The organism is Agrobacterium sp. P15N1-A (assembly GCF_044626815.1).
Lineage (GTDB): Bacteria > Pseudomonadota > Alphaproteobacteria > Rhizobiales > Rhizobiaceae > Agrobacterium > Agrobacterium leguminum.
The window spans coordinates 915,878-935,401 of the sequence record NZ_JBIUPF010000001.1 but is presented as its reverse complement, the minus strand read 5'-3'; the positions used below and the strand labels follow the sequence as shown (position 1 = coordinate 935,401).

The 19,524-nt window shown below is 61.5% G+C and carries 22 protein-coding genes; 11 read left to right on the top strand and 11 right to left on the bottom strand.

All coding sequences use genetic code 11. From position 1 onward, the window contains the following. Positions 1 to 237 precede the first annotated feature (237 nt). Positions 238 to 1,512 (top strand): DUF3422 family protein, encoded by a 1,275-nt coding sequence (locus ACIK7D_RS04635; RefSeq protein ID WP_400155721.1) that lies wholly within the window; start codon positions 238 to 240, stop codon positions 1,510 to 1,512. A 161-nt stretch (positions 1,513 to 1,673) separates the two neighbouring features. Here the strand turns inward: ACIK7D_RS04635 and ACIK7D_RS04630 are convergent, their stop codons facing one another. After that, positions 1,674 to 2,573 (bottom strand): LysR family transcriptional regulator, encoded by a 900-nt coding sequence (locus ACIK7D_RS04630; protein WP_262534843.1) that lies wholly within the window; start codon positions 2,571 to 2,573, stop codon positions 1,674 to 1,676. Between the two features lie 110 nt (positions 2,574 to 2,683). On the opposite strand from ACIK7D_RS04630, the gene ACIK7D_RS04625 reads away from it, so the two are divergent. From ACIK7D_RS04625 to glcF, 3 genes are all read left to right on the top strand, one after another. Beyond that, on the top strand, positions 2,684 to 4,117 hold the full coding sequence (locus ACIK7D_RS04625; protein WP_262534844.1) for an FAD-linked oxidase C-terminal domain-containing protein: 1,434 nt from the start codon (positions 2,684 to 2,686) through the stop codon (positions 4,115 to 4,117). Positions 4,118 to 4,355: 238 nt separating this feature from the next. Next, positions 4,356 to 5,570 (top strand): FAD-binding protein, encoded by a 1,215-nt coding sequence (locus ACIK7D_RS04620; protein WP_400155720.1) that lies wholly within the window; start codon positions 4,356 to 4,358, stop codon positions 5,568 to 5,570. A gap of 3 nt (positions 5,571 to 5,573) precedes the next feature. Continuing rightward, complete coding sequence (gene glcF / locus ACIK7D_RS04615) at positions 5,574 to 6,875, top strand: glycolate oxidase subunit GlcF (RefSeq protein WP_400155719.1); 1,302 nt, start codon at positions 5,574 to 5,576, stop codon at positions 6,873 to 6,875. Between the two features lie 225 nt (positions 6,876 to 7,100). Here the strand turns inward: glcF and ACIK7D_RS04610 are convergent, their stop codons facing one another. Next, the gene (locus ACIK7D_RS04610; protein WP_080817713.1) at positions 7,101 to 7,760 is read right to left on the bottom strand and encodes an outer membrane beta-barrel protein; all 660 of its coding nucleotides are present in this window, start codon (positions 7,758 to 7,760) and stop codon (positions 7,101 to 7,103) included. A gap of 263 nt (positions 7,761 to 8,023) precedes the next feature. Then, positions 8,024 to 8,800 carry a L,D-transpeptidase gene (locus ACIK7D_RS04605; RefSeq protein WP_127756312.1) on the bottom strand — a complete coding sequence of 259 codons (777 nt, stop codon included), beginning with the start codon at positions 8,798 to 8,800 and terminating at the stop codon, positions 8,024 to 8,026. Positions 8,801 to 9,036: 236 nt separating this feature from the next. Here ACIK7D_RS04605 and ACIK7D_RS04600 point away from each other — a divergent pair, with 236 nt between their 5' ends. After that, positions 9,037 to 9,666: a DNA-3-methyladenine glycosylase I gene (locus tag ACIK7D_RS04600; protein ID WP_174035670.1), complete on the top strand. Its 630-nt coding sequence runs from the start codon at positions 9,037 to 9,039 to the stop codon at positions 9,664 to 9,666. Then, positions 9,663 to 10,106: a hypothetical protein gene (locus ACIK7D_RS04595; protein WP_137452319.1), complete on the top strand. Its 444-nt coding sequence runs from the start codon at positions 9,663 to 9,665 to the stop codon at positions 10,104 to 10,106. Before ACIK7D_RS04600 ends, ACIK7D_RS04595 begins: the two co-directional genes overlap by 4 nt. Positions 10,107 to 10,121: 15 nt before the next feature. Here the strand turns inward: ACIK7D_RS04595 and ACIK7D_RS04590 are convergent, their stop codons facing one another. Then, on the bottom strand, positions 10,122 to 11,165 hold the full coding sequence (locus ACIK7D_RS04590; protein ID WP_400155718.1) for a YeiH family protein: 1,044 nt from the start codon (positions 11,163 to 11,165) through the stop codon (positions 10,122 to 10,124). An 81-nt stretch (positions 11,166 to 11,246) separates the two neighbouring features. Between ACIK7D_RS04590 and ACIK7D_RS04585 the strand changes: the two genes are divergently transcribed. Continuing rightward, the gene (locus tag ACIK7D_RS04585) at positions 11,247 to 12,164 is read left to right on the top strand and encodes a LysR substrate-binding domain-containing protein (protein ID WP_020812649.1); all 918 of its coding nucleotides are present in this window, start codon (positions 11,247 to 11,249) and stop codon (positions 12,162 to 12,164) included. 47 nt (positions 12,165 to 12,211) lie between these two features. On the opposite strand, the gene ACIK7D_RS04580 is transcribed toward ACIK7D_RS04585, so the two are convergent. The 5 genes from ACIK7D_RS04580 to ACIK7D_RS04560 form a co-directional block, all read right to left on the bottom strand. Then, the gene (locus ACIK7D_RS04580; RefSeq protein WP_127756309.1) at positions 12,212 to 12,586 is read right to left on the bottom strand and encodes a DUF305 domain-containing protein; all 375 of its coding nucleotides are present in this window, start codon (positions 12,584 to 12,586) and stop codon (positions 12,212 to 12,214) included. 57 nt (positions 12,587 to 12,643) lie between these two features. Next, the gene (locus ACIK7D_RS04575) at positions 12,644 to 12,946 is read right to left on the bottom strand and encodes a hypothetical protein (protein ID WP_233284723.1); all 303 of its coding nucleotides are present in this window, start codon (positions 12,944 to 12,946) and stop codon (positions 12,644 to 12,646) included. 137 nt (positions 12,947 to 13,083) lie between these two features. After that, positions 13,084 to 13,848, bottom strand: a complete 765-nt coding sequence (locus ACIK7D_RS04570) for a hypothetical protein (protein WP_127756307.1) — start codon at positions 13,846 to 13,848, stop codon at positions 13,084 to 13,086. 6 nt (positions 13,849 to 13,854) lie between these two features. Continuing rightward, positions 13,855 to 14,124, bottom strand: a complete 270-nt coding sequence (locus ACIK7D_RS04565) for a type II toxin-antitoxin system RelE/ParE family toxin (protein ID WP_111781272.1) — start codon at positions 14,122 to 14,124, stop codon at positions 13,855 to 13,857. Then, positions 14,108 to 14,335 (bottom strand): DUF6290 family protein, encoded by a 228-nt coding sequence (locus tag ACIK7D_RS04560; RefSeq protein ID WP_013635548.1) that lies wholly within the window; start codon positions 14,333 to 14,335, stop codon positions 14,108 to 14,110. The genes ACIK7D_RS04565 and ACIK7D_RS04560 overlap by 17 nt, the downstream gene beginning before the upstream one ends. 157 nt (positions 14,336 to 14,492) lie before the next feature. Here ACIK7D_RS04560 and hisS point away from each other — a divergent pair, with 157 nt between their 5' ends. Genes hisS through hisG form a run of 4 tightly spaced genes read left to right on the top strand, consistent with a single transcriptional unit; the run spans position 14,493 to position 18,222 of the window. Then, entirely contained in the window at positions 14,493 to 16,016 is a 1,524-nt protein-coding gene (gene hisS / locus ACIK7D_RS04555) for a histidine--tRNA ligase (RefSeq protein ID WP_269314392.1), read from the top strand. A 4-nt stretch (positions 16,017 to 16,020) separates the two neighbouring features. Next, positions 16,021 to 16,389, top strand: coding sequence for a VOC family protein (locus ACIK7D_RS04550; RefSeq protein WP_400155717.1), 369 nt, complete (start codon positions 16,021 to 16,023; stop codon positions 16,387 to 16,389). A 16-nt stretch (positions 16,390 to 16,405) separates the two neighbouring features. Continuing rightward, positions 16,406 to 17,533: an ATP phosphoribosyltransferase regulatory subunit gene (locus ACIK7D_RS04545; RefSeq protein ID WP_137452312.1), complete on the top strand. Its 1,128-nt coding sequence runs from the start codon at positions 16,406 to 16,408 to the stop codon at positions 17,531 to 17,533. Then, the gene (hisG, locus tag ACIK7D_RS04540) at positions 17,530 to 18,222 is read left to right on the top strand and encodes an ATP phosphoribosyltransferase (protein ID WP_400155716.1); all 693 of its coding nucleotides are present in this window, start codon (positions 17,530 to 17,532) and stop codon (positions 18,220 to 18,222) included. The genes ACIK7D_RS04545 and hisG overlap by 4 nt, the downstream gene beginning before the upstream one ends. Before the next feature lie 61 nt (positions 18,223 to 18,283). Here the strand turns inward: hisG and ACIK7D_RS04535 are convergent, their stop codons facing one another. Both ACIK7D_RS04535 and ACIK7D_RS04530 read right to left on the bottom strand, forming a co-directional pair. Further along, the gene (locus ACIK7D_RS04535) at positions 18,284 to 18,730 is read right to left on the bottom strand and encodes a DoxX family protein (RefSeq protein ID WP_127756301.1); all 447 of its coding nucleotides are present in this window, start codon (positions 18,728 to 18,730) and stop codon (positions 18,284 to 18,286) included. A gap of 151 nt (positions 18,731 to 18,881) precedes the next feature. Beyond that, positions 18,882 to 19,316, bottom strand: coding sequence for a hypothetical protein (locus ACIK7D_RS04530; protein WP_080817653.1), 435 nt, complete (start codon positions 19,314 to 19,316; stop codon positions 18,882 to 18,884). Between the last annotated feature and the right edge of the window lie 208 nt (positions 19,317 to 19,524).

Here is a 19,524-nt window from a genome sequence, read left to right as displayed (position 1 = left end):
GCATCGCACTGGTCAAATATTCTATCCAGTTCCGCGCGAGTGGCGTCTTGTGTAGCTGCGGCAACTCGGCATCTGCCTTTCCAAACTGGCTTTTGTTAAAGCAGGCTTGGGACAGGGTGACGATGGCGGATTTTTGTCGTCAGATGGATCAAAACAATTACATCGGCTTCGATTGCGATGTTTTCATTGTGATCGATGTTTTAGAAATCCGGGATAGGAAGCGGGGACGAAATCGCAATGGCCAAGGGTAGATTTGCTTTCGCAAGCGCGCCGGAAAGATCGCTGGCGCTCGGGGAGGTTCATGCGCGGCCGACGGTGCTTCTCGCACCCTCGCGCATCATCGTCCAGCTCGCCTTCATGATGGATGGCGGTTCGGCCGTGCATCACTCGGTCATCGCGGAAATGTCGCGCAGCCGCGGTGTTGCGCCGCCGGAACGCGATGCCCGCCACCATGCCATGCCCTGGGGGCAGGGGACCTTGCGCTGGGAGCGGCATACCGAATTTTCGACCTGGTTCTGGGATGGCCCTGCGCCGGAAAAATTCGGCGGCGAGATTGCCGGCGATCCCTTCGGCGACGGCTTTTCGCCGCCCGGCTCGCTGATCTCGGGCGTGCGGCTGGAAATCCGCCCGGAAAATGGCGTGGTGTCCCAGGCGGAGACGATCTTCGAGCCGACCAGCCTCTGTCACAGCGACGTGCGCGACGGTCAGGCGGCGATCCTCACCGATTTCCGGCAGGATCGCGACGGGCTGACGCAGATATTGGTGATCGACCGGGGCCTCACCGATTACAGCCGTGGCGCGCTGGTGCAGCGGCTTCTCGATATCGAGACCTATCGCACCCTTGCCATGCTCGGCCTGCCGATGGCGCAGACGCTTTCGCCCGAAATCCGCCGCATCGAGGATGGCCTGACCGGTATCACCCAGCGCATGAAAAACGGTGCGCGCGACGAGGCCGATGCGCTGCTGGCGGAAATGACCCGGCTTGCGGCCGAACTGGAGGCCAATGCCGCGCTCAGCCTCTATCGTTTCGGCGCCAGCCGCGCCTATGACGGCATCGTCCGCGAACGCATCCGGGCGCTTGCGGAAACCCCGGTGCAGGGCCACGAAACCATGGGCAGCTTTCTGGAACGGCGCATGGCGCCGGCCATGCGCACCTGTCAGTCGGTGGAGGAGCGGCAGGCCAACCTGTCGCGCAAGCTCTATCGCGCCACGGCGCTCGTCCGAAGCTGGATCGATGTGGAACTGGAGCGGCAGAATACGGTGTTGCTGAACACCATGAACAAACGCGCCGCCATGCAGCTCCGCCTGCAGCAGACGGTCGAAGGCCTCTCGGTCGCCGCCATTTCCTATTATGTCGTCGGCCTCATCGGTTATCTCACCAAGGCGATCAGCCATGATGTGCTGCCGCTCGACCCCGCCGTGGTCACCGGCATCTCCGTTCCCTTCGCGGTCCTCGGCGTCTGGTGGGTGGTGCGCCGCATCCGCCGCTCCCATGCCGAGGGCGGGCACTGAGGGCCAAGTTTCCCTCATTCCTGAGGATGTCACAGGAATCCAGCCGACGCGCGTCCGCGTGGCGGGAAGGACTCCTTTCAGCCCAAGGACTTGGGCTGGCTGGATCCCTGTGACAGGCACAGGGATGAGGGAGGATAGGTGGTGCCGACGCGACGCCTGCCTCAACCCTGCTCCCAATAGGGTGAAGGCCCATAGAGCCCGGCCAGATAATCGATGAACAGTCGAACCTTCGCAGGCAGGAACTGTCGGCTCGGATAAACCGCCGAGAGCGTGACGTTTCGCGATCCCTCATAACCCGGCAGAACCTGCACCAGCTTGCCGCCGCGCAATTCATGGCCGATATCCCAGGTGGAGCGCAGCGCAATGCCGAGCCCCGATATCACCGCCTCGCGGATCACCTCGCTGGAATTGGTGATAAGCATCCCTTCCGGGCGAATGCTCATCGCGCCGCCCGGTCCTTCCAGCCGCCAGACATCGTTATTATGGGCCGGCAGGCAGCGGTGCTTTTTCAGATCCTCGATTGTCGCGGGCATACCATGGGCCGCAACATATTCCGCCGAAGCGCAGAGCACGCGGCGCACTGGCGCCAGCCTGCGGGCCACGAGGCTGGAGGAATTCAGATCGGCGATACGGATGGCCAGATCGTAACCACCCTCGATGATGTCGATGAATTCGTCGCTCAGCACCAGATTGACCGAAAGATCAGGATGCCGCTCCATGAAACCCTTCAGATGCGGTGCGATATGCATGCGCCCGAAGGAGGTCGGCGCGGAAACCTTCAGTGTGCCGTTGACCGTATTGGCGCGGCCGGACACGAAATCCTCGGCCTCCTCCAGCCCTTCCAGCACGGCAAGCACCCGCTCGTAAAAGCCCTGTCCCGCTTCGGTCAGCGAGATTTGCCGTGTGGTGCGCTGGAAAAGCCGCGCGCCGAGCTTTTCTTCCAGCCGCTTGATGCGCTTGGAAATGACGGCGGGCGAATAACCGAGTTCCCTTGCCGCCAGCGACATGCTGCCGGAAGCGGCAACGCTTGCGAAGACTTCCAGATCGCCCAGATTCGTCATAGTTGCCCTCGATTGTTTCCAGAATGGAAAAAATCCATAACATTTGATTGCGCCGTTTCAAAGTGGTAAAGAAAGAATACCAGTTGGGAAAATGGCAGGGAGGAGGCGCGGTGACGCAGCCGATCAAGTTTCTGGAGCCGCGCGAGAAAGTCGTCGCCGGCCGCGCCCGCATCATAGCGGACCTCAAGGATATTCTGCCGGCGGACTGTCTTGTGCACGAACCGCGCGAACTCGTGCCTTTCGAAACCGACGCCTTCGTTTCCTATCGCCGCCTGCCGCTGGCCGTGGCGTTGCCGAAAACGACGGAAGAGGTGGCGGCGGTGATGAAGTATTGTCACCGCTACGGCATTCCGGTCGTGCCGCGCGGGGCTGGCACCTCGCTCTCCGGCGGCGCGATCCCGCAGGAGGATGCGGTGGTGATCGGCCTTTCGAAGATGGCCTCGATCCTCGAACTGGATTTTTATAACCGTACGGCGCGGGTGCAGGCGGGCGTCACCAATCTTTCCATTTCCGATGCGGCCGGCGCGGAAGGTTTCTTTTATGCGCCGGACCCCAGCTCGCAGCTTGCCTGCACCATCGGCGGCAATATCGGCATGAATTCCGGCGGCGCGCATTGCCTGAAATACGGTGTCACCACCAATAATCTGCTCGGCGTGAAAATGGTGCTCGTGGATGGCACGGTGCTGGAACTGGGAGGCAAGCACCTCGATGCTGCCGGCTACGATCTGCTCGCCCTCGTCTGCGGCTCGGAAGGCCAGCTCGGTATCGTGACGGAAGCGACAGTGCGGCTGATCGCCAGGCCGGAAGGCGCGCGACCGGTGCTGTTCGGCTTCGATACGTCGGAGGAGGCCGGCTCCTGCGTGGCCGATATTATCGGCGCGGGCATCATCCCGGTCGCAATCGAATTCATGGACAAGCCGGCCATCGAAATTTGCGAGGCCTTCGCCAAAGCGGGTTATCCGCTGGATGTCGGCGCGCTGCTGATCGTCGAGGTCGAAGGCTCCGAGGCGGAAATGGACGCCATGCTGGCGGACATCGTGGCGATTGCCCGAAAACATGGCGTGAAGACGGTGAAGGAATGTCAGTCAGCCATGGAAGCGGCGGCGATCTGGAAAGGCCGCAAATCCGCCTTCGGCGCAACCGGCCGCATCGCGGATTATATCTGCATGGATGGCACCGTGCCGCTCTCCCAGCTTTCTTATGTGCTGAAGAAGACGAGCGAAATCACCGACCGCCTCGGCCTGCGCGTCGCCAATGTCTTCCATGCCGGCGATGGCAACATGCACCCGCTCATCCTGTTCAACGCCAACGATCCGGAGGATGCGGCCCGCGCGGAAGAGGCAGGCAATGAAATATTGAAGCTCTGCGTCGATGCCGGCGGCTGTTTGACCGGCGAACATGGTGTGGGCATCGAAAAACGCGATCTGATGCGCCACCAGTATGGTGAGGCCGATCTTGCCCAGCAGATGGCGGTGCGGGCGGCTTTCGATGAGGGCTGGCTGATGAACCCTTCGAAGGTGTTTCCGCTGGAGGGGAGGGGATGATGGGTGTGAATTTTGTGACGATGGTGGGTGTGGCTTACCCCCCTCTGCCCTGCCGGGCATCTCCCCCTCAAGGGGGGAGATTGGCGAGACGCACCGGCGTCGCTCCATCTCGACCGAAGAAAAACGCGGGACCTTGCTGCGAGTCGATCTCCCCCCTTGAGGGGGAGATGCCCGGCAGGGCAGAGGGGGGTATCCCTCGCGCAAACGTCGCTATCCCATGCCCGGAGCCCGCCACCCCATGCTGACCCCCTACGCAGAAACCCAGGTCGCCGACATCATCCGCGACCACGCCGTGCGTAAAAGTCCACTGAAAATCATCGGCGGCAACACCCGCTCCGGTTTCGGCAATGCTGTCGCAGCAGATGAAGCACTCTCTTCCCGCGCGATGAACGGCATCGTCTCCTACCTGCGCGCCGAAATGGTCATGACCGTCAAGGCCGGAACCCCGCTCGCCACCGTCGAAGCAGCTCTCGCGGAAAACCGCCAGATGATGGCCTTCGAGCCGATGGATCACCGCCCGATCATGGGCACCGAAGGTGAACCGACCATCGGCGGCGTCTTCGCCGCCAATGTTTCCGGCCCCCGCCGTTATGTGGCCGGTGCGGCCCGCGACAGCCTGCTCGGTATCCGTTTCGTCAACGGCAGCGGGGATGTGATCAAGGCCGGCGGCCGGGTGATGAAGAATGTCACCGGGCTCGATCTGTCAAAGTTCCTGGCCGGATCGTTCGGTACACTCGGTTTCCTCACCGAAGTCACCTTCCGTGTCCTGCCGAAACCGCCTGCGGAAAAAACCGTGGTCGTTTCCGGTCTCGACGATGAAGCGGCGACGCGCATCATGGCGGCGGCAATGGCGATGAGCGTGGAGGTTTCCGGCGCGGCGCATCTGCCGGAAAGCGTTCGTTCCCGTTTCATCGATGGCGGATTGCCGGATGGCCCGGCGACCATCCTGCGGCTGGAAGGGCTTTCCGCCTCGGTGGAGGCGCGCACGGCCAAACTCCTTTCCGTCATGGATCGGGTCGGGCCGTGGGCGCTGCTGGAGGGCGAGGAGAGCGGGCTTTTGTGGCGTCAGGTGCGGGATGTCGCGCCCTATGCCGGACAGGCGGCGAAGCCCTTGTGGAAAGTATCGGTCGCGCCTTCGGTGGGTCATCAGCTTGTCGCGGCGCTGCGCATGGAAGCGGGCATCGACGCCTTTTACGACTGGCAGGGCGGCCTTGTCTGGATGCAGATGGAGGCGGACCCCGAGGCGGATTTGCTGCGCGGCGCGATCCGGGCGCTCGGCGGCGGCCACGCAACTTTGGTGAGGGCGAGCAATGCGGTGCGCGCCACGGTCGCTGCCGTCGAACCGCGTCCGGCGGCGGAAGCGCTGCTTTCTGCGCGTATCAGGGAGAAGCTCGATCCGGCAGGCATCTTCAATCCCGGCAAGATGGCCGTGACGATGGAAAGGGCCGTCTGAACCATGCAAACATCCTTCACGCCCGAACAGCTGGCCGATCCGCATGTGGCGGAATCCGAAAAAATCCTGCGCAAATGTGTGCATTGCGGTTTCTGCACGGCCACCTGTCCCACCTATGTCACGCTCGGCAACGAGCTGGACAGCCCGCGCGGCCGCATCTACCTCATCAAGGACATGCTGGAAAACAGCCGCCCGGCCGACCGCGAAGTCGTCACCCATATCGACCGCTGTCTTTCCTGCCTTGCCTGCACCACCACCTGTCCCTCCGGCGTGGATTACATGCATCTGGTCGATCATGCCCGCGCCCATATCGAACAGACATACAAGCGCCCCTTCATGGATAGGCTGATCCGCAATCTTCTGGTTGCCGTCCTGCCTCATCCAGCCCGTTTCCGGCTGGCCCTGCATCTGGCCCGGCTGGCGCGGCCTTTCTCCGGCCTGCTTGCCAAAGTTCCGGCGCTGAAGCCGCTGCAATCCATGCTCGCTCTCGCTCCCGCCGCCGTGCCCGCGGCCTCCGCGTCAACCCGTCCGGGAGAGCGGCCGGCCGAAGGCGAGAAGCGTGGGCGCGTCGCCATCCTCACCGGCTGCGCCCAGCCGGTGCTCGATCCCGGCATCAACGAGGCGACGTTGCGCCTGCTGGCACGGCTCGGCATCGAGGTCGTGGTGCCGAAAGGGGAGGGCTGTTGCGGTTCGCTGGTGCATCATATGGGCCGGGAGGAAGAGGCGCTCGCCTCGGCAAGGCGCAATGTCGATGTCTGGACGCGTGAGATGGAGAGCGGCGGTCTCGACGCCATCATTATCACCGCTTCCGGCTGCGGCACCACCATCAAGGATTACGGCCACATGCTGCGGCTCGATCCGGCCTATGCCGAAAAAGCCGCGCGGGTCTCGGCCTTGGCGAAGGACATCACCGAATATCTCGCCACCCTCGATCTGCCGCAAGGGCAAAGCCAGGGTCTGACGGTCGCCTATCATTCGGCCTGCTCCATGCAGCATGGCCAAAAGATCACGCTTGCGCCGAAACAACTCCTGAAGGCGGCGGGTTTTACCGTTCGCGATCCGGCGGAAGGGCATCTCTGCTGCGGCTCGGCCGGAACCTACAACATCCTGCAGCCGGAGATTTCCGCCATGCTCAAGGCGCGCAAGGTGAAGAATATCGAGGCTACCCGGGCGGATGTCATCGCCACCGGCAATATCGGCTGCATCACGCAGATTGGAACCGGCACGGATATGCCGATCCTGCACACGGTGGAGCTGCTGGACTGGGCCTATGGCGGGCCGAAACCGGCGAGGCTTTCGGTTTAGAAACGTCCCGTGGTACTTTCGACTGCGCAGTACCTGAGGCAGCTTTCGCGCACGCACTTTCGGCATCCGTCATGCCGGGCGTGACCCGGCATCCAGCCGGCGCGCGTCGGCGCGACGAGAAGAGTCTTTCCAGCCCAATGACTTGGGCTGACTGGATTCCGGCTCATGGCCGGAATGACGAAGAAAGAGAGCGTCGTCCACGCGGCACGCTCTGGGCCATATCTTCTAGAACTTATACGCCACGCCGAAATTCACCGCATTGGTGATGATATCGGTCTTCAACGAGCCGCCATTGTCGATATCGACGTCGACGAAGGAATAGGTGCCCTTATATTCCACGAAGGTCGACCAATTGTCGGTGATGCGGTAGCTGAGGCCGGCCTGCGCCTGCAGGGTTGCACCGCCGAACTGGTATTCGAAGGTCTTGCCTGACGGGCGATATACTTCCACATGCGGCACGTTGATGCCGACGCCGGCGCCCACGTAAGGGGTGATCGGCAGCGATTCCAGCGGAAAACGGTAGAGCGCGTTGAGCGTCAGCAGGTTCAGGCCGTCGGTGAATTCGAAATGCGACCAGCCGGAACGGGCAAGCGTCTGGTCGTCGGCATAGACCTTGTCATGGGTAAAATCGAGCGAAATACCGAAATTCCGCAGCTGGCCCTCATCGAACCAATAGGTGCCGCGCACGCCCCAATAGGGCGGATTGGAAAACGACTTGCCTTCCCATCCGGCCCGGAAATCCGGACCGTCGGAAACCTTCACATCGCTGTGCGGCGCGCTTTGCCAGCCGCCATAACCGGAAATTTCAAATTCGCCAGCGATTGCGGCAGAGAAGGAAACGCCGCTGAACAGCAGGGCGCAAACAAATAAAGTATGGCGCGGCATGAAGTGAATCCAGATTGATATCAGTAATTCACCAAAGCGTTTTTTGATAACATTTGAATGACAGAAACGAAAAACGGGCGGCCGATTGACCACCCGTTTTAAGGCCGTTCCATCATCCCCCTGAGAGAGGTTCGGCTCCTGGCGTCCCCCGCCAAGTTTCAGTCCATTGAATTGAGCCGGATTGTACCGCCGCAAGGCGGCAATTCAAGCGGATACGCCGCCACACCGGCCCTGAAGCGGCCGGAAAGGCTGAACCGTTGCCGTCATATCACAATGACCTTGGTTCCGACGTTGACGCGCTCGTAAAGATCGGTGACATCCTCGTTGCGCATGCGGATGCAGCCGGAGGAATTGTTGCTGCCGATCGTCCACGGCTGGTTGGTGCCGTGGATGCGATAAAGCGTGGAGCCGAGATACATGGCGCGCGCGCCCATCGGGTTCGCCGGGCCGCCTTCCATGAAGGCCGGCAGGTAGTGTCCCTTCCTCGCCTCGCGGCTGATCATTTCCTTCGGCGGCGTCCAGCTCGGCCATTCCGCCTTGCGGGTCACCTTGTGGGTGCCGGCCCATTCGAAACCGGGCTTGCCGACGCCGACGCCATACCGCCGGGCCTTGCCATCCGCGAGAACGAGATAAAGGAAACGGTTCGGCGTATCGATGACGATGGTGCCGGGTTTTTCATTGGTCGGGTAGGTGACGATCTGCGGCAGGAATTGCGGCGCGATCTGGGTGCGTACCGGCGCATTGGGGCGGACGGCGGCGTTCTGCACCCGGGCCGGGCGCTGCGATGTGACGCCGGAGCTGGGGCGCTGCGGCATGGCGGCCTGGCGCTGCTGGAAGAACGGCTGGCGTGCGGCAGGCGCGCGCGGATAAACCACGGGCCGCACATTGCCGCGACCGCCGAGCTGGGTGACCCAGGGGGCCGAAAGATCCGGGCTGACGACGACGGGCGGGCGCTCGCGATAACGCTCATTAGCCATGGCGGCCGGGGCGGCAAAGGTGGAAACGAGGCTCAGCGCCAGAAAAACGGACTTCATCGTCATCGGGTGGACTCTCTCTGCGGGATGTCGCAACTATGGATTTGCGGGACTCTTCGCCCGCTTTGCCGGACACGTTCGCACCTCGACGCCAGCGAATCGTAAATGGCTGTTCATTAAAAAGCGCTTGATTAGGGAAAGCTGGATTTAAGGTTAGCACCCGGTTTTGAAACGTGGTGAATGAGTGGTAAGCGAGCGGTCTGAACCGGTCGCGGGCGGGAGCGGAAAAGGGTGTTTGCGGAATGAATGAAGCGGGACTTGAAACGGGCGCGGATGGCCTTGTGCGGTGTTTCTGGCAGCAGGGGCTTGCGGATTACAGCCGTTATCACGACGAGGAATGGGGTTATCCCGTCACCGACGATCGCCGCCTTTTCGAGAAGATCTGTCTGGAAGGTTTCCAGTCCGGCCTTTCCTGGCTGACGGTTCTGCGCAAGCGCGAGGCGTTCCGTCTCGCCTTCGCCAATTTCGAATTCGAAAAAGTGGCGGAATTCGGTGAGGCCGATATTGAGCGTTGCCTTGCCGACAAGGGCATCATCCGCCATCGCGGCAAAATCGTCTCGACCATCAACAATGCCCGCCGCGCCATGGAGCTGCGCGATGAATTCGGTTCGCTCGCCCGTTATTTCTGGGGTTTCGAACCGGCCGCCGCAGAAAGGCCGCAAAGGCTGGACTATGCGACGTTAAGGGCCAACCCCACCAGCGCCGCCTCCATTCGTCTTTCCAAGGACCTGAAGAAGCGGGGCTGGAGTTTCGTCGGCCCGACGACCGTCTATGCATTCATGCAGGCCATGGGTATGGTCAACGACCATATCGAAGGCTGTCATTGCCGCCAGCCGATAGAGGCCATGCGGCGGGAGTTTGTACGTCCATGAAGATAACCTCCCTTCTTCTGGCTCTCACCATGACTGTCACCGCCGTGCCGCATGCCTCCTTCGCGGAAGGCCGCAATGTCGACGGTATCTGGCTCGATGACGGCGAAAGGCTGAAGGAAGTGGCGCTGCCGCCGGCGGGGCCGCTGAAGCTTGACGGCTGGACGCGGCGCGGGCGCGGCGATGTCTATCGCCTGAAGGTAAAGGCCGGGCAGACGGTGAAGATCGAGCTTGCCGCCTCCAGCGAATTCGTGCTGATGGCGGTCTTCGATTTTTCAACGCCGGATGAGGACGCGATCTTCTTCAGCGATTCCGAAGGCAAGGTCGCAACCCTGACGCCGAAGGCGGATACGGAGTGGCTGATCCGCCCGACGCTCATCCTGGGATCGCCACGCCGCGGTCTCGGCGCGCATTACACGCTGACGGTCAGCACCGGGACATAACAGCCCACCCTTTGCTTAGGCCGCCTGGGTCAGCACAATCAGGCCGAAACTCAGAACACCAAGCAGCACGAGCGAAAGGCTGGCGGCGACGATGACCTTGCCGCCGGCATGGCGAAGGCTGCGAATATCGACCGAAAGGCCCAGCGCCGCCATCGACATGATGGTGAGAATGTTGGAGAGCGTCGCGACAGGGCCGATCAGAGCCTCGGGAATGAGGCCGAAGGACCGGGCCATGATCATCAGCACGAAGGCGATGATGAACCACGGAACCATCTGCTGCAATCTCAGGCGTTCCGTGCCGGACTGGCCATGGATGACGGAGAGGGCGGCGATGACCGGCCCCAGCATCAGCACGCGGATGAGCTTGACGATGGTGCCGGTCTGCACGGCAATCGCACCGAGCGGGGCGGTTGCGGCCAGAACCTGCGGCACGGCATAAACCGTCAGGCCGGCGAAAATACCATATTGGGTGGCGTCGAGACCCAGAAGCTGCGGCAGGAACGGCATCAGCAGCACGGCCGCGACACCGAGAACGGCTGTGAAGGCAATCGAGGCGGCGACATCTTCCGGCTTCGCGCCAATGGCGGGCGCGGCGGCGGCGATGGCGGAGTTGCCGCAGATGGAATTGCCGCAGGCGATCAGCGTCGCAAGCTTGGGCGGCAGACCGAGCATCCGCCCGGCGGCATAGCTGACGACCAGCGACAGCGCGACGATCAGCGCAATGCCGCCGATCAGCAAACCGCCGGCGCCCTTGAGGATGGAAAGGCTAAGAGATGCACCAAGAAGCGCCACCGCGATTTCGAGCAGGGTCTTGGCGCTGAATTTGATGCCGGCCGAAGCGACGGCGGGCAGCGATACCAGCGAACGCAGCAGCGTACCGATCAGAATGGCGAGCACGAGATCGCCGAGCCATGCGTGGCCTGCAAGCCGCACCTGAAAGCGCTCCGCCAGAATGGCGGCGCAGCTGACGGCCGCGCAGATGAGAATGCCCGGCAGAAGCGGGGTAAGCCAGCGGAGCGAAAACTGAAAGGGATGGGTAAGGGTGCGATGGTGTGCCATGGCCAGACAATGCCGTAGCCGCCTGTTTTATTCTATCAAATAATATGGCATATATTATTCGATAAAATCGAATGAAAAGCCATGACCTTCGAACAGCTTCGCATCTTCATCGCCGTAGCCGAACGCGAGCACCTCACGAGGGCCGCCGAAGCCATCGGCCTGACCGCCTCCGCCGTCAGTTCCGCCATCAAGAATCTCGAGGCCTTTTATAATGTCGAGCTGTTCCATCGCGTCGGCCGCAACATTGAACTTACCGAAAGCGGCCGGGTATTTCTGGGCGAAGCGAAGGCGACGCTGGCGCGTGTGCGTAATGCGGAATTGATTCTCTCCGAAATGGGCGGGCTGACGCGCGGCGAAATCACCGTTTGCGCCAGCCAGACGATTGCAAGCTACTGGCTGCCGCCGATCCTGATGCAGTTCAAAAAACTTTATCCGGGCGTGACCGTGCGGCTCGATATCGGCAATACGAAAACGGTGACCCAGGCCGTGCTCGACGGTCTGGCGGAGGTCGGTTTCATCGAAGGCAGGATCGACGAGCCGGCCTTGATGGTGCAGCCCGTCGTCTCCGACAAGCTGCTGGTCGTCACCGGTTCGGCCCATCCTTTCGCCGATGGCCGTTATCTCACTGCGCTCGATATGCTCTACGGCACTTCATGGGTTCTGCGTGAACAGGGTTCCGGCACCCGCTCCGCCTTCGAGGCGGCGGTGCGGCAGATGGGGGTGGACCCGGGCGAGCTTTCCGTCATGCTCGAACTGCCCTCCAACGAGGCGGTGGTGATGGCGGCGCGCTCCGGCGGCGCGGCCACGGCGGTTTCCGCCTCCGTCGCCTCGCTGTTTCTGCGGCAGGGATTGCTTGTCCGAGCCGGCATCGATCTGCCTGCCCGAAACTTCGCTTTGCTGCGCCACAAGGAACGCCATACCAGCCGGGCGGCCATGGAACTGGAGCGCCTTAGCCGTGCGGCTTCGGAGGACTATAAGGCCGGTCTCGCGGGGTTGTAACCTTGTGGGAGCGCCAGCCGGCGCTCCCCGTTTGACAATTGCATCAATCACTTGCCCTTGGACTTCAGCCAGGCCTTCATCATGGCGATCTCGCCTTCCTGCGCCTTGATGACCTCTTCGGCCAGCTTGCGGATTTCCGGGTCCTTGCCGTATTCGAGCTGGACCCTGGCCATATCGATTGCGCCCTGATGGTGCGGGATCATGCCACGCACGAAATCGACATCGGCATCGCCGCTATAATCGATGGCCATATCGCCATGCATTTTCTTGCTGGCTTCCATGAACGCCTTGGTGGAAGCGCTGTCGCTCATGGTGCCTTTTGACATATCGTGTCCGGCATGGCCGCCCGCTTCCTGTGCGAAAAGCGGCACGGCGAAGACGGTTGCGAAAGCAGCGGCGAGAGTGATGGTCTTGATAGACATGGATTATCCTTCCTGTGTCTGGCGGATTTTTCGAAGATGGGTCTGAAAAAATCTGGGTCAGGCGCGGGGAGGCGGCAGCGGCGGCGCGAAGGCCTTGCCGTCAAAGACGATGCCGCGTTGCGGCTTGGGATAGGCGAATGCCACCCGGCCGCTATCGGCGAAGATCGTTCGGGGAACCACGATCAGGCAGGCAGCGCAGGAGCCGGGATGTGCGGCATCGCCACCATGCGGGCAGCAACCGCCCGTGCCGGCTCCATGAGCCCCATTCTCCGCATGCGCTTTAGACCCGTCATCGCGATCAGCGGCTCTATGCGAATGGGCATCGTCATGTTTCATCGGCGACTGTGAGGAAGCTGCCATGCCCGTAGCCGTCGGCATGCTCATCGCCATCTGCGCCGGCATTGCGCCGTATAACAGGCAGGCAAGGAACATCAATGTGCGGACCACCTGGGACATGGTGTGAATTTACCGCCGCAATTATGGAATAAGCATGACGATCAGGTCAGTTCACGCGCGATGACGTGATGCACGATGCGGTAATCCCTGCTTTCCTCGCCAAACGGGGCAAGCGGCCATTCCCATGCGGCGGCGGGGGCAGGAAGCTCGATGCCATGCAGCAGGTCTTCGTGCTGGTGCAGGTTGCCGTCCTTGCCGATGATGTCGAAGGAGGTGTCCGTTATCAGGCAGGCCTTGCAGGGCAGGCCAGCCAGCGCTTCCAGATGGGTGTGAATGAGCTTCGGCAGAAGGTCGTCCGGGGTATCTGCGATCTTTTCCCGCTCCAGCCGGTAGCGTGCGCCGGTGCCGATCTGTGACAGGAGATTGGCCGATACCACGAGATCGAGATAGGGCACCCGCCGCAGGAAATCGAGCGGTTCCGCCGGCCGGCCGGCGAGAACATCGTCAAAGCCGGAAAGATCGCGGTTGGCGATGCGGACATTCTTTTTGGCATTGAGGCGCAGCTTCACCTGCACGCTGGCAAGATGCACCAGATCGACCAGCACGACGGTATCGAACATCGCCACCAGCGCATCATAGGGCACATCGCGCAACAGGCCAGACCCCAGTACGACGGCCGTTCGCCGCTGCTTCAGCTTTCTCGCCGATTGCAGAACGAATTGCCGGCTGTTGTTTTCATGCTCCGCCCAGGCTTTGGCGCAGCGGTTGGCGCGCGCCCACAGGTTGACGGAATAGCGGATATGCGGCCGGAATTCTTTCGGCGTGACCGCGCGCGTGGCGGCATATTGCAGGGCTTCGAGGATCATGAATGCCTATCGGTAGATTTCACGGCGATGGCCGATTTCGACCACCAGCACGACGAGCTTGTGATCCTGTATATCGCAGATGATGCGGTAATCGCCCACCCGGTAGCGCCAGAAATTTCCGAGCTCGGAGCCTTGCAGGGCGGCGCCGGTCTGCCGTGGATCATCCAGTGCCGCCAGTCGTTCATGGAGAAAGCTACGGATACGCCGGCGCGTTTCCGGATTTATCTTGCGCATCTCTTTCTGGACAAGCGTGTGATATTCAATTGTCCAGATCACGCCAGAACTCCTCGGCGCTTACAACCTTCGATTCTCCACGCTGAATGCGCCGCGTTGCCTCTTCAGCAAGATAGAGATCCTCCATATCCTCGATATGTTTCTCGATCGCCTCGCGGATGTAATAAGCGGATGTGCGGCCGGTGCGCTCGGACAGCGCTTTCAGCCGCTCATAGGTTTCATCAGGCAGGCGTATGGCCGTCTGTTTGCTCATGGGTCGCGTCCTTCCCGATCCGAATTGGGATACATGTATCCCATATAGCACCGCTTGGCCGCAGCGGCCAGTAAAACCGGAGCCTTTGCGGCTTGCCGCACCGGGCTTCATCCTCTAATACACCGGCTTGATTTCAGGAAAATATCGGATCGGCCCCATGAGCGAAAAAGCAAAAAAGCCTCAGAAACTGAAAGCCCGCCTGCCGCGCGGCTTCGTGGATCGCTCGGTTGCCGATATTCATGCCACCAATGAGATGATCGAGAAGATCCGCAGGGTCTATGAGCTTTATGGCTTCGATCCGGTGGAAACCCCGCTGTTCGAATATACCGATGCGCTCGGCAAGTTTCTGCCGGATAGCGACCGGCCGAACGAAGGCGTGTTTTCGCTGCAGGACGATGACGACCAGTGGGTGAGCCTGCGCTACGATCTGACCGCGCCGCTCGCCCGTCATGTCGCGGAAAATTTCAACGAAATCCAGCTGCCCTACCGTACCTATCGCGCCGGTTACGTGTTCCGCAATGAAAAGCCCGGCCCCGGCCGCTTCCGGCAGTTCATGCAGTTCGATGCCGATACCGTGGGCGCCGCCGGCGTGCAGGCCGATGCCGAAATGTGCATGATGATGGCCGATACGCTGGAAGCGCTCGGAATTCAGCGCGGCGACTATGTCATTCGCGTCAACAACCGCAAGGTGCTCGACGGCGTCATGGAAGCCATCGGTCTCGGCGGCGAGGACAATGCCGGCCGTCGTCTCAACGTGCTGCGCGCCATCGACAAGCTCGACAAGTTCGGTCCTGAAGGCGTGAAGCTGCTGCTCGGCCCCGGCCGCAAGGATGAATCCGGCGATTTCACCAAGGGTGCTGGTCTTGGCGAGGAGCAGATCGAAAAGGTGCTGTTTTTCGTCGGCATCAAGGATTATGCGGCAAGCGCCGACGATCTGGCCAAACTGGTCGCGGGCACCTCGAAAGGCGAGGAAGGCGTTGAGGAACTGAACATCATCGGCGCTCTGGTCACCAGTGCCGGTTACGATGCGACGCGCATCAAGATCGACCCCTCGGTCGTTCGCGGCCTCGAATATTACACCGGCCCGGTCTATGAAGCCGAGCTGAGCTTCGACGTCACCAATGAAAAGGGCGAAAAAGTCGTATTCGGCTCTGTCGGCGGCGGCGGCCGTTATGACGGCCTCGTTTCGCGCTTCATGGGCCAGCCGGTTCCGGCCACGGGCTTCTCCATCGGCGTTTCGCGCCTGATGACGGCTTTGAAGAACCTCGGCAAGCTCGGTCAGGTCAAGCCGCTTGCACCGGTTCTGATCACCGTCATGGATGGCGATGTGGAAAGCATGGGCCGTTACCAGCGCTTCACGCAGGCGCTGCGCGCCGAGGGCATCCGCGCTGAGATGTACCAGGGCAACTGGAAGAAATTCGGCAACCAGCTGAAATATGCCGACCGTCTCGGTTCCCCCATCGCCATCATCCAGGGCGGTGATGAGCGTGCCGAAGGTGTGGTGCAGATCAAGGATCTGATCGAAGGCAAGCGCCTTTCCGGCGAGATCGAGGACAATGCCAGCTGGCGCGAGGCGCGTGTGGCGCAGGTCAGTGTGCCGGAGGCCGATCTGGTGGCGAAGGTTCGCGAGATTCTGGAGCATCAGGCAGAGGACGTTCGCCGCGCCGCCGAAGGGCGCTGAAGCCATGGCGATCCTTGCGCTCGACCATGTTCAACTGGCGATGCCGGCTGGCCGCGAAGATGAGGCGCGCGCTTTCTATGGCGGCCTGCTCGGCTTTGCGGAGCAGATCAAGCCCGCCAATCTGGCCGCGCGCGGCGGGTGCTGGTTCAGCCGGGGTTCGATAAAACTGCATCTCGGCGTCGAGCAGGATTTTCGCCCGGCGATGAAAGCCCATCCGGCCTTTCTGGTCGATGATATGGCAACCTTGCGAAAAACACTTGAAACAGCAGGCTGCCATGTGGTTGAGGATGAGCCGCTTGAAGGGTATCACCGGTTTTATGTCCATGATCCCTTCGGAAACCGCATCGAAATGATGCAGCCGCTCGAACCGTGACGAAAAGTACCGTTCCATGCCCCTGATCGACATGCCGGAATTTTCCGGAGAGCTACTGGAAGAATTCGCCGCGCGCCGCACGAGCCGTGTGAACACGCCGGTCATCCAGCCCGCCGAACCGTTTCTGGATATGGCCGGCGAGGATCTGCGCCGCCGTATCTTCATGACGGAGAGCGAAACGGGTGAGAGCCTGTGCCTGCGCCCCGAATTCACCATCCCGGTCTGCCTGCGCCATATCGAGACGGCGACCGGCACGCCGAAGCGTTATTCTTATCTCGGCGAAGTCTTTCGCCAGCGTCGCGAAGGTGCCAACGAGTTTTATCAGGCCGGTATCGAGGATCTCGGCGATACCGATATCGCCGCCGCCGATGCCCGTGCCGTCATTGACGCCACCGGCATTCTGCAGCGCCTGCTGCCGGGCCGGGCGCTTGCCGTCACGCTGGGCGACCAGCAGGTGTTCGAAGCGGTGGTTGCCGCCCTCGGCCTGCCGCTTGGCTGGCAGAAGCGGCTGGTGCAGGCCTTCGGCGATATGGCGCAGCTCGACGCGCTTCTGGAAAGCCTCGTGCATCCCAAGCCGATGACCGGGCTGGATGCAAGGGTTGCCGGCCTTCTGGCGACGGGCGACGAGACGGTGCTGGTCGATTATCTCGATACGGTGATGCAGGAAACCGGCTATTCCACCAATGCCAGCCGTTCACCGCAGGAAATCGCCCGCCGCCTCCGCGAAAAACTGGCGCTTGCCGCCACACGCCTACCGGATGAAAGCTTCGCGCTGCTCAAGCAGTTCCTGGCCCTGAAGGCGCCCCTGCCGCAGGCCTCGCAGGTTCTTGCCGATTTTGCCGCAAAGGCGAAGCTGAAACTGGACGGCGCACTTTCGGCTTTCGACAAACGCGTCGCAGCGCTTGCCAATGCCGGTGTCGATCTTGAAACCGTCACCTATGGCGCGGCCTTCGGTCGTCCGCTCGATTATTATACCGGCCTTGTCTTCGAGGTGGTGGAAGCGGGTGGAGACAGCGTTCTGGCCGGTGGCGGCCGTTTCGACCGGCTGCTGACCCTGCTCGGCGCACAGGAAAAAATCCCGGCCGTGGGCTTTTCGCTCTGGCTGGATCGCATCGAAGCGGTGCGCGGGAGCAACAGGCCATGATCACCATCGCATTGCCCTCCAAGGGCCGGATGAAGGAAGATGCCTCCGCCGTTCTCGAGCGCGCCGGGCTGAAAGTCGCGGCTGTCGGCAATGACCGCTCCTATCGCGGCCGCATCGAAGGACGCGACAATATCGAAATCGCCTATCTGTCGGCTTCCGAGATCGCCCGCGAGATCGGCGCCGGCACAGTGGATTTCGGCGTGACGGGTGAGGATCTTGTGCGCGAGGGACTGACCAATGCCGATGCGCAGGTGGAATTCTGCGCCCGCCTCGGTTTCGGCCATGCCGACGTCGTGGTCGCGGTGCCGGAAATCTGGCTGGATGTGGACAGCATGGCCGATCTTGGCGATGTCGCTTCGGAATTCCGCGCCCGTCATGGCCGCAGGCTCGCCATCGCCACCAAATATTGGCGGCTGACGCAGCAGTTCTTTTCGCGCCAGCACGGCATTCAGCTTTATCGTATCGTCGAAAGCCTTGGCGCGACCGAGGGTGCGCCGGCCGCAGGGCAGGCGGATATCATCGTCGATATCACCTCGACCGGCTCGACGCTGAAGGCCAACCACCTGAAAATCCTCTCCGATGGCATCATTGTCCGTTCGGAAGCCTGCTTTGTGCGCGCTCGCAAGCCGGAGCATGACGGCGACGCGGCGGTTCAGGAAATCGCCTCGCGCATCAGGGCTGCGGTCTGACGACGTAAACAAAAAGCCGCCGGAGCGATCCGGCGGCTTTTTATTGGTCGATCTGTCTGGCTCAGGCGTGGGCCACAGCCGTGCCGCGCTTAGCGTCGACGGAATAGGCGCCGGGGCCGAAGGCGGCAAGCAGGATGTAAGCGCCGGCAAGGGTGATGTTCTTCACCATCATGATGCCGTTCAGCGTGTTGATCCAGCCAAGAGCCGGCTCAGGCCAGCCGGGAACGGCAACGGTGCCGCTGTGGAAAACCAGACCGGTGAAGACGCAGAAGACGGCAAGCGCCCAGGCAGCGATTTTGGTCTGGAAACCAGCGAGAATGGCAAGACCGGCAACGAGTTCGAACAGGCCTGCGATATAGGCAAGCGCGGTTGCGGCGGGCAGGCCGGCGCCCGTGATCATGCCGGCCGTACCGGCCGGATCGACGAGCTTGCTGAAGCCCGACGTGATGAAGATGAAAGAAAGCAGAATACGGGCGATGAGAACGAGAACGTTCTGGCTGCTGGACATGGATATCTCCGGTAAATAATCGGCGTGTCGCCGGTTGAACTGCAATGTCTGAAGATATCAATGACCGAAAATCATTCGCGCCGAAAGATGAACAATAGGAGACGAATTGTCTTCATATGGTGAACGAACATCCTGGGTCCGTTGGCTATGTTCAGGCGGCGAAGCGAATATCCTCAAGGCGCGGAAACAGGAAAAGCCCTGATATGCGCCCTTGCTGCCCGTCTTCGAAGCCGGAAGATTCACCCATGCAGATGACCGGCTGGCGCATCGCCGGCAAGATGGAGAGGCCGGTTGAAAAACAGAAACGTGAGGGTGCAGTGGAGACCTGCTCGAAAAGTTCCAGAACGCGGGCGTGGTCAGCGCGGTCGTAACAGCGGACAAGGCTGAGCAACCCGCACTCGCCCGGCGGCAGGCCATGCATGAACGACGCGTGTTCGCCGAGCCGGATGACGCCACTGGAAAGATCGCTGCTCCACTCCTCCGACATGAAGAAATGCGACAGGGTCCGGGGATCGGGCGTGGTCGTCAGCGCCGCAGGCAGAGCATCGTTGCGTCTTGATATTTCAAACAAATCGCGCCCCCGCATGAACACGTGCCAGCGCCGCCACTTCAAGCGCCACTGCCAGGTTGAACCTTTACCGCCACCCGCAGTCGAACGTGTTTGCCAGGCATCGAAACCCCTTCGATGCTGGCCGCCCCGTCGCGGAACCCTTACGGGGGGTGACTTATAGTTTATTTTCCCCTACCTACAACAACCAGCCAGTGAGAAAATCAAAAATATTATGTATTTCTTC